Origin of the sequence: Embleya sp. NPDC008237, assembly GCF_042956465.1 — a bacterium.
Classification (GTDB): domain Bacteria; phylum Actinomycetota; class Actinomycetes; order Streptomycetales; family Streptomycetaceae; genus Embleya.
In genome coordinates, this window is the sequence record NZ_JBIBGL010000001.1 from 403,271 (window position 1) to 412,878 (window position 9,608).

Annotated in this window: 9 protein-coding genes; 8 read left to right on the forward strand and 1 reads right to left on the reverse strand. The window is 68.6% G+C overall.

Going from position 1 to position 9,608, the window contains the following annotated elements:
• Positions 1–64: 64 nt before the first annotated feature.
• On the reverse strand, positions 65–2,800 hold the full coding sequence (gene aceE / locus ACFZBU_RS01660; protein ID WP_391581427.1) for a pyruvate dehydrogenase (acetyl-transferring), homodimeric type: 2,736 nt from the start codon (positions 2,798–2,800) through the stop codon (positions 65–67).
• 380 nt (positions 2,801–3,180) lie between these two features.
• On the opposite strand from aceE, the gene ACFZBU_RS01665 reads away from it, so the two are divergent.
• The 8 genes from ACFZBU_RS01665 (at position 3,181) to ACFZBU_RS01700 (ending at position 9,487) form a co-directional block, all read left to right on the forward strand.
• Positions 3,181–3,405: a DUF1918 domain-containing protein gene (locus ACFZBU_RS01665; RefSeq protein WP_391581428.1), complete on the forward strand. Its 225-nt coding sequence runs from the start codon at positions 3,181–3,183 to the stop codon at positions 3,403–3,405.
• Positions 3,406–3,597: 192 nt separating this feature from the next.
• Complete coding sequence (locus ACFZBU_RS01670) at positions 3,598–4,041, forward strand: DUF3052 domain-containing protein (RefSeq protein WP_026217985.1); 444 nt, start codon at positions 3,598–3,600, stop codon at positions 4,039–4,041.
• 216 nt (positions 4,042–4,257) lie between these two features.
• Complete coding sequence (locus ACFZBU_RS01675) at positions 4,258–5,205, forward strand: maleylpyruvate isomerase family mycothiol-dependent enzyme (RefSeq protein WP_391581429.1); 948 nt, start codon at positions 4,258–4,260, stop codon at positions 5,203–5,205.
• A gap of 150 nt (positions 5,206–5,355) precedes the next feature.
• Entirely contained in the window at positions 5,356–5,814 is a 459-nt protein-coding gene (locus ACFZBU_RS01680; RefSeq protein WP_020554992.1) for a peroxiredoxin, read from the forward strand.
• Positions 5,815–6,000: 186 nt separating this feature from the next.
• Positions 6,001–6,576 carry a TerD family protein gene (locus ACFZBU_RS01685; protein ID WP_391581430.1) on the forward strand — a complete coding sequence of 192 codons (576 nt, stop codon included), beginning with the start codon at positions 6,001–6,003 and terminating at the stop codon, positions 6,574–6,576.
• Positions 6,577–6,769: 193 nt separating this feature from the next.
• Positions 6,770–7,348 carry a TerD family protein gene (locus ACFZBU_RS01690; protein ID WP_026219140.1) on the forward strand — a complete coding sequence of 193 codons (579 nt, stop codon included), beginning with the start codon at positions 6,770–6,772 and terminating at the stop codon, positions 7,346–7,348.
• A 146-nt stretch (positions 7,349–7,494) separates the two neighbouring features.
• Positions 7,495–8,643 (forward strand): DUF475 domain-containing protein, encoded by a 1,149-nt coding sequence (locus ACFZBU_RS01695; RefSeq protein ID WP_391581431.1) that lies wholly within the window; start codon positions 7,495–7,497, stop codon positions 8,641–8,643.
• Between the two features lie 151 nt (positions 8,644–8,794).
• On the forward strand, positions 8,795–9,487 hold the full coding sequence (locus ACFZBU_RS01700; RefSeq protein ID WP_391581432.1) for a Tellurium resistance: 693 nt from the start codon (positions 8,795–8,797) through the stop codon (positions 9,485–9,487).
• Positions 9,488–9,608 lie beyond the last annotated feature (121 nt).

Consider the following 9,608-nt stretch of genomic DNA (forward strand, 5'->3'; position numbering starts at 1 on the left):
GGGCGACAACGGCCGTGGCCCCGATCCGTGAACGGATCGGGGCCACGGCCGCACTACCCGCCGATCAGGCGTCGCCGCCGACCGTACCCACGCCGGCCGCCTTGACGTCCAGGAGCTGGTACTGGGAGATCGCCTTCGAGACCACACTCGGGTCGATCTCGCCGCGCCGCGCGAGCTCGGACAGCACGCCCACCACGACGGACTCGGTGTCCACGTGGAAGAAGCGCCGCGCCGCACCGCGGGTGTCCGCGAAGCCGAAGCCGTCGGTGCCCAGCGACGCGAAGTCGGCCGGGACCCAGCGCGAGATCTGGTCCGGGACGGCCCGCATCCAGTCGCTGACCGCCACCACCGGGCCGGGACGGCCGTCGAGTACTCGGGTCACGTACGGGATGTGCGGCTCGGCCTCGGGGTGGAGCAGGTTGTGCTCCTCCGCCGCGACCGCGTCGCGCCGCAGCTCGTTCCAGGACGTGGCCGACCACACGTCGGCGACCACGTTCCAGTCCTCGGCGAGCAGCTTCTGCGCTTCCAGCGCCCACGGCATGCCGACACCGGAGGCGAGGATCTGGGCGCGCAGCGCGCCCTCCTTGGCCGGACCCTCCTGGTAGAGGTACAGACCCTTGAGGATGCCGTCCACGTCGACGTTCGCGGGCTCCGCCGGCTGCGCGATGGGCTCGTTGTAGACCGTCATGTAGTAGAAGACGTCCTCGGCGTTCTCGCCGTACATCCGGCGCAGACCGTCCTTGACGATGTGCGCGATCTCGTACGAGAACGCCGGGTCGTACGCCACACAGGCCGGGTTGGTCGAGGCCAGCAGCTGCGAGTGCCCGTCCGCGTGCTGGGTGCCCTCGCCGGTCAGCGTGGTGCGACCGGCCGTGGCGCCGAGTACGAAGCCGCGGCTGAGCTGGTCGGCCATCTGCCAGAACTGGTCGCCCGTGCGCTGGAACCCGAACATCGAGTAGAAGACGTACACGGGGATCATCTGCTCGCCGTGCGTCGAGTACGTCGAGCCCGCGGCGATCAACGACGCCACACAACCGGCCTCGGAGATGCCGTCGTGCAACATCTGGCCCTGCGCCGACTCCTTGTAGGACAGGAGCAGCTCACGGTCGACCGAGTCGTAGGTCTGCCCGTGCGGGTTGTAGACCTTCGCGGTCGGGAACATCGCGTCCATACCGAAGGTGCGGTACTCGTCCGGCGCGATCGGCACGAACCGCTTGCCGATCTCGGAGTCGCGCATCAGGTCCTTGAGCAGGCGCACGAACGCCTGCGTCGTGGCGACCGGCTGCTTCGAGCCCTTCTTCAGCACGCTGTAGACCGGGTCGCCGGGCAGCTTGAGCGGCTTGGAGCGGTCCAGCCGCCGCGGCAGCGAACCACCGAGCGCGGCGCGCCGCTCGCGCATGTACTCCATCTCCTCGGACTTCTCACCGGGGTGGAAGTACGGGGGGACGTCGCCTTCGAGCTGCTCGTCCGAGATCGGCAGGTAGAGCCGGTCGCGGAACGCCTTCAGGTCGGACTTGGTGAGCTTCTTCATCTGGTGCGTGGCGTTGCGCGACTCGAAGTTCGGGCCGAGTGTCCACCCCTTCACCGTCTGCGCCAGGATCACCGTCGGCTGGCCGACGTGCTCACGTGCCGACTTGAAGGCCGCGTAGACCTTGCGGTAGTCGTGCCCGCCGCGACCGAGCTTTTGGATGTCCTCGTCGGAGAGGTCCTGCACCATCCGGCGCAGCCGCGCGTCGTCGCCGAAGAAGTGCTCGCGCACGTAGGCGCCGGACTCCACCGCGTAGGTCTGGAACTGGCCGTCGGGCGTCGTGTTCATCTTGTTCACGAGCGCGCCGTCGGTGTCCTGGGCCAGCAGCGGGTCCCAGTCGCGACCCCAGACGACCTTGATCACGTTCCAGCCGGCGCCGCGGAAGTACGACTCCAGCTCCTGGATGATCTTGCCGTTGCCGCGCACCGGACCGTCGAGCCGCTGCAGGTTGCAGTTGATCACGAAGGTGAGGTTGTCCAGCTCCTCACGGGCGGCCAGGCCGATGTTGCCGAGCGACTCGGGCTCGTCCATCTCGCCGTCGCCGAGGAAGGCCCAGACGTGGCTGCGCGAGGTGTCCTTGATGTTTCGGTTGTGCAGGTACCGGTTGAACCGGGCCTGGTAGATCGCCCCGAGCGGGCCCAGGCCCATCGAGACGGTCGGGAACTCCCAGAAGTCCGGCATCATCCGCGGATGCGGATAGCTGGGCAGCCCGTTCGGGGCGGCCGACTTCTCCTGGCGGAAACCGTCGAGCTGCGCCTCGCTGAGGCGTCCCTCCAGGAAGGCACGTGCGTAGATGCCCGGGGACGCGTGTCCCTGGAAGTAGATCTGGTCGCCCGACTCCCCGTGGTCCTTGCCGCGGAAGAAGTGGTTGAAGCCGACCTCGTACAGGCTCGCCGAGGACGCGTAGGTGGCGATGTGACCGCCGACCCCGAGCCCCGGGCGGTTCGCCCGCGACACCATGATCGCGGCGTTCCACCGGACGAACGCACGGATGCGTCGCTCGATGTTCTCGTCGCCGGGGAACCAGGGCTCGCTCTCCGGGGCAATCGTGTTGATGTAGTCCGTGCTGCGCAGAGCCGGCACGCCGACCTGTCGTTCACGGGCCCGTTCGAGCAGCTTGAGCATGATGTAGCGGGCTCGCTGGCGGCCCTGCTCGTTGATGACTGCGTCCAGCGACTCCAGCCATTCCCCGGTCTCGTTCGGATCGATGTCGGGGAGCTGGCTCGGGAGGCCGTCGCTGATGATCGAGAAGCGCTCTCGTCCGGAAGCCACGCTGTTCCTTCGCCTTATCGGTAGATGGGGACCCTCCCCGCGAGAGCGGGGTCGACCACCCTGAGCGGTGTCGCGCCGTCCCCATCGTGGTACCCGGACGTTGGATCCGTCATCTCTACCGACCGGTAATGGACCGGCGGGGTGCCCGCCTGCATCTCATCCACCGAGCCCGATCCGTGTTCGGTTACCGCGAAAGGAGCGGAGCTGCCCTGATCGTCCGACTGTCGCCGGACGCTCCACGCGGCGGTTCGCGATTGCGGGGTGATGCAACCGTGAACCTCCAAGACCTTACGCCGACTGTCTTACGCACAACGCACTGGCGTAGTTCCCTGGGAGGGTGTGAGTGGTTTCGCACCCGTTCGACAGGGAGGTCAGAGCTGATGCGGGCACGAATTGGCGACCGGCTCCACGTGCACGGGAAGACGGTCGGTCGCGGGGATCGTTTCGGGGAGATCGTCGAGGTCAGGGGCCCGGACGGGGCGCCGCCGTACGTGGTGCGGTTCGAGGACGGGCACACCGGGCTGGTGATCCCCGGGGCGGACGCGGTGATCGAGCGGGCGGGCGGTGCCGATCCGGCCGCCGGACGGCCCCGGCGAACCCGGTGAGTTTTCGTCTGTCACGCTGGACCCTCGAATACGTTGCGTGATCCACACCTGGTCGGGGTAGCTTCCGCACAGGGCGTGGTGTGGCGTTTGCGCGAGTACGTGACCTGGGTACTTGCGCGAACAGCCTGGCGCGTGTGGACTTACGCGCGTGAGCCCCGAAGCGTTGTGGGGCCGGACAAGGGAGGTTAATTCGTGAGCGCGACCGCGGACCACGCGGAAGAACGGGCCAACTCGGCCGTTCGACTTGGGTTCCAGCCCGGACAGGTGGTCCAGGAGCTCGGTTACGACGACGACGTGGACGAGGAGCTGCGCGAGGAGATCGCGGAACTCACCGGCAACGAACTCGTCGATGAGGACTACGAGGAAGACGTTGCCGACGTCGTCCTGCTGTGGTTCCGCGAGGATGACGGCGACCTCGTCGACACCCTCGTGGATGCCCTCGCCACGCTCACGGATGGTGGCCATATCTGGCTGCTGACCCCGAAGACCGGCCGGGACGGATATGTAGAACCCTCGGATATCGGTGAGGCCGCGCCGACTGCGGGATTGGCCCGCACGACGAGCTTCGGCGCCGTCAAGGACTGGTCGGCGACCCGTCTGGTATCGCCCAAGGCGGTGCGCAGCGGCAAGAAGTAATCCGACGCCACTGCGGTAAGCAGACGAAACGCAGGACCTCGAGCGGTGATTCCGTCACCGGTCGGGGTCCTGCTGCTTGTCGGGCGCCTTCGGCGCCGGCTCGCGAGGGTGGGCGCGGTGGGTGGTTCGGGGCGCCGGAGTCGTCGGTGTGGCGAACCGGGTGGCCCCAGTCGCGAGGGCACGTTGGGGCGAAGGGATTGGGGGGAGGATGCGGGCATGTCGTCGATCGAGATCGTGAGTGGCCCGTGGGGCGTCGCCTCCATGTCCGTCGCCGTGCAGCGTGGGCGGGCCCTTGCCGCCTGGGACGCCTTTCGTGATCTGGTCGCGCGAGTCGACCCGGACGCGCCGTCCCGGCTGACGGGCTGGGACGGGCGGGCCGTGATCACCCATCTCGCGTCCTGGCCCGAGGCCCCGCTGCTGGCCCGCCTGCTCGCCGAGGCCCGCGGCCGACGTGCCCCGGATGCCGCCCCGATGCACCAGGACGACGTCAACGCGCGCCTGGTCGACACGCACCGCGACGCCACAGCCGCGGAGCTGCTCGCCGCGCTCGACGACGGGCGGGTCCGGCTGGCCGCGGCCTTCGACGCGACCGCACAGGACCCGACCCTGGCCCTGGCCCGCACCGGTTCCCAGGTCGGCCCGGTCCCGCTGCTCACCCAGCTCGGCGCGATCGCCTACGAACTGGCCGTGCACGCGCTCGACCTGGCCCCGTGCGGAGCCGGCGAACCGCCTGCCGTGCTGCTCGACGCGGGGGTGCTGGCCCTGGCCGACATCACCGGCGCGCTCGCCGCCCGACACGGCGTCCGGGCCCGGACCGGGCTGGCCGTACCCGGCGGCGGCTGGGGCTTCGCCGCGCCCGGCACCGAGGGCGTCGGCTGGGAGGTCTTCCCGCTCCCGCCGGGCCGCCCCGGCCTGCCCGCCGTCGAGGCCCGCTCCGCCGCCCTGCTGCTGGACGCCTCCGCGGGCCGCCGGGCCGTCCCGGCCCTGCTGGCCCGGCGCGAACTCAAGCCGCACAACCTGCCCGGCCTGCTCGCGCTGGCCCCGCTCCTCGACCACGTCCCGGGCCTCCCGGGCGGCCCGGCCCTGCGCCTGACCGCCACCGCCCTGGGCAGCGTCGGCCGGATGACCGCGCTCCTCCCGACCCTGACCCGCCCCCGTTCCTGAACCGGGCCGTCCCGAGCCCGGCCGGCAGCCTCGGCCGAAGGGGTCGCGGGCCGGCTGGGGATCGTGGCCGGCCGGGCCGAGGGGCTTTGCGGGCCCCGACTAGGCTCGCCGCTGAGAGGCGGACGTCGCCTGGGACAAGGAGATCGCATCATGGCCGTCGAGATCGGTAGCAAGGCCCCCGAGTTCGAGCTCAAGAACCAGCACGGCGAGGTTGTTCGGCTGGCGGACTTCCGTGGCGAGAAGAACGTCCTGCTGGTCTTCTATCCGTTCGCGTTCACCGGTGTGTGCACCGGTGAGCTGTGTGCGCTGCGGGACGATCTGCCGAACTACCAGAACGACGACGTGCAGGTCCTGGCCGTCTCCTGCGACGCGCCGTTCTCGCTGCGCGTGTTCGCCGAGCAGGAGGGCTACGAGTACCCGCTGCTCTCGGACTTCTGGCCGCACGGCGGGGTCGCGCAGGCGTACGGCGTCTTCGCCGAGGACAAGGGTTGCGCCGTGCGGGCGACCTTCGTCATCGACAAGGAGGGCGTGATCAAGTGGAGCGTGGTCAACGCGATCCCGGACGCGCGGGACGAGGCGGAGTACCTCAAGGCGCTCGCGAGCGTCTGATCGTTGGATTCGGCGCGCGGTCGAGGGTTCTCCGGCCGGTTCGGGCGTAGGTCGGGCCGGGCCGGGGTACCCATGCCGCGGCGAGACTCCCGCCGGTCAGGAACTCCTGACTAGGATCGGCGCGTTGTCACGTCTGTAGGCGAAAATTCCGGGGCACCAGTTGCTCCATGAACCTTTGGAGGACTCGTGGGCGTCAGCCTGAGCAAGGGCGGCAACGTCTCGCTCTCGAAGGAGGCTCCGGGCCTCACCGCTGTTCTGGTCGGCCTGGGCTGGGATGTGCGTACGACCACCGGCACGGACTTCGACCTCGACGCGAGCGCGATCCTGCTCAACGGAAGTGGTCAGGCGCCGTCGGACGGGCACTTCGTCTTCTTCAACAACCTCAAGAGCCCCGACGGCTCCGTCGAGCACACCGGTGACAACACCACCGGTGAGGGCGAGGGAGACGACGAGGCGATCAAGGTCAACCTGGCGGGTGTTCCGGCGGATGTCGAGCGGATCGTCTTCCCGGTCTCGATCTACGACGCCGAGACGCGCCAGCAGAGCTTCGGCCAGGTCCGCAACGCGTTCATTCGCATCGTGAACCAGGCCGACAACAAGGAACTCGCCCGGTACGACCTCACCGAGGACGCGTCCACGGAGACCGCGATGGTCTTCGGCGAGCTGTACCGCAACGGCGCGGAGTGGAAGTTCCGCGCGGTGGGCCAGGGCTACGCCTCGGGCCTGCGCGGCATCGCCAAGGACTTCGGAGTCAACGTCTGACAGGCGAGACATCACGAACGCCCGTCGACCGCACCCGCGGTCGGCGGGCGTTCGCCGTCCCGGACTCGGTGGGCTCGCGCGCACCGCGGTCGAATATGCGCCTGTGCACGCCTTGAGCTGTGCAAAAAGGGGGTCCCGCCGGGTCGGGGGCGTGGCAAGGTTGAAGCGAATGTACGACGATCAGGAGGAATCGATGGGGGTCACCCTCGCCAAGGGCGGAAACGTCTCGCTGAGCAAGGCCGCACCCAATCTCACCAATGTGCTGGTGGGTCTGGGCTGGGACGCGCGTGCCACCACGGGCGCCTCGTTCGACCTGGACGCGAGTGCGCTGCTGTGCGGTGGTGCGGGCAAGGTGCTCGGCGACGACTATTTCGTTTTCTACAACAACCTCAAGAGCCCCGAGGGTTCGATCGAGCACACCGGCGACAACCTCACGGGCGATGGTGACGGCGACGACGAGGTGATCCTCGTCGACCTGATGGCCGTCCCCGAGCAGGTCGAGAAGGTGGTCTTCCCGGTCTCGATCTACGACGCCGAGATGCGCGGGCAGACCTTCGGACAGGTCCGCAACGCCTACATCCGGATCGTGAATCAGGCGGACAACAACGAGCTGGCTCGTTACGACCTGACCGAGGATGCGTCAAGCGAGACTGCCATGATCTTTGGAGAACTTTACCGTTACCAGGGGGAGTGGAAGTTCCGCGCAGTAGGGCAGGGGTACGCTTCGGGCCTGCGGGGGATCGCACTCGACTTCGGCGTCAGCGTGCAATGAGCACGTACTGACGTTGTGTCAGGGTCGGTCACCCGGTGGGGCCGGCCCTGACACCTTTCCCGAGGTCTCTCGGGTGGGGGATGAGGGCCGGTCTTCCTGATGACCCACCCGGAGATGCAATCCCCAGGTAGATAAGGACCTCATCCGTGGTAATCCGTACGTTCGGCTGGTCGTTCGGCGTGACGGCAGTCGGTCTCGCCGTCGCCGCGTATTTCTGGGGGGCGACCGGATTCGGCATCGTGCTGATCCTGTCGATCCTCGAGATCTCGTTGTCTTTCGACAACGCTGTAGTAAACGCCACGATCCTCAAGAAGATGAATGCCTTCTGGCAGAAGATGTTCTTGACGATCGGCATTTTGATCGCCGTCTTCGGCATGCGGCTCGTCTTCCCGCTGCTCATCGTGAGCCTGACCGCCGGTATCGGCCCGATGGACGTCGTGGACCTCGCGTTCCACGACGACAAGATGATCGACGGGATGACCTACGCGCAGCACCTGGACGAGGCGCATCCGGCGATCGCCGCCTTCGGTGGCCTGTTCCTGTTGATGATCTTCCTGGACTTCATGTTCGACGACGAGCGCGAGCACAAGTGGGTCGGCCCGCTGGAGCGGTTCACCGGCAAGCTCGGCAACTTCGACGTGCTCTCCACGCTGATCGCGCTGATCGCGCTCGTGGTGGTCGCCCAGACGCTCTCGCCCGCGCACAAGGAGGGCACGGTCATGGTGGCCGGCGTGCTCGGCCTGATCGCCTACCTGGGCGTCGGCGGGCTCTCGGACTACTTCGAGACGCACGGCACGCTGGCGCACATCAACGATGAAGAGGACGAGGCCGAGGAGGAGGGCGCCGAGCCGGCCAAGGCCGAGGGGCGCAGCGGCCCCAAGCCCGTGCAGCTCGCCGCCGGCAAGGCCGCGTTCTTCATGTTCCTCTACCTCGAGGTGCTCGACGCGTCGTTCTCCTTCGACGGTGTGGTCGGCGCGTTCGCGATCACCCAGGACCTGCTGATGATCACGCTGGGTCTGGGCATCGGCGCGATGTACATCCGGTCGCTCACGGTCTACCTGGTGCGCCAGGGCACGCTGGACGACTACGTGTACCTGGAGCACGGCGCGATGTACGCGATCGGCGCCCTGGCGACGATCCTGCTGGTGTCGATCAAGTGGGAGATCCACGAGGTGATCACCGGCGTGGTCGGGGTCGGCTTCATCGGCCTCGCGCTGATCTCCTCGATCATGCGCAACAAGCGGATCGGACACGTTCCGGGGCAGAACAGCGAAGCGGCCAAGGTCGACGCCTAGCCGTCGGCCGGCGGTCGACGCGCGACCCGCGACCGGTACCGCGCCCGAGCACGATTCGGGCGCGGTACCGGTTTTTTCGCGCCCGGTTATGTTGTGTACTGAAGCCGCCACTACGCGTACGCGTGCGGGCCGGGGGATCAGGGAGGGCTTGATGCCGCTTTTCGACTGGCGTCGCGGATTGATGGAACGCGAGCCCGAGCACGGCGGGCACAAGGTCGCGCTGACCCGCTCGACGCCCGAGGTCTCACTGACCCAGGCCGGTTCCGCCACCGGGACGCTGCGGGTCAACCTGCACTGGAACCCGCAGGTCGAGGAGGCGCCGCCGAGACAGCGCAGCGGCGGCCTGTTCCGGCCCCTGGCGGTGCAGGCGCCGCCCTTGCCGCAGAAGATCGACCTCGACCTCGGCTGCCTGTGGGAGATGAGCGACGGCTCCAAGGGCGTGGTCCAGGCGCTGGGCAACCTGTACGGGGCGTTCAGCCAGCCGCCGTATGTCCGGTTGGACACCGACGACCGGTCCGGATCGGCGTCGGGTGAGACGTTGTTCATCAACATCGACCAGGCGCGCAATGTGCGCCGCCTGTTGATCTTCGTCTACATCTACGAGGGCATCCCGGCGTTCGACCAGGTCAACGGAGTGGTCACGCTGTTCCCGAACGCGGGTCTGCCGATCGAGGTGCGGCTGGACGAGCACGCCCGCGAGGCGCACACGTGCGCGGTCGCGGTGGTGGAGAACCACGGCGACGAGATCGTGGTCCGGCGCGAGGTGCGTTACGTGCACGGCTATCAGGCGGAGCTGGACCGGGAGTACGGGTGGGGCCTGCTGTGGGCGCGCGGCTACAAGTGAGCCCGCCCGGGTGAGGTGAGCCGACCCGGCCGGGGGGGGGGGGGGCCCCGCCCCCCCCCCCCCCCGGCCGCCCGGGGGGCGCCCCCCCGGGGCCCCGCCCGACCGAGGGCCGCGGGGCGGG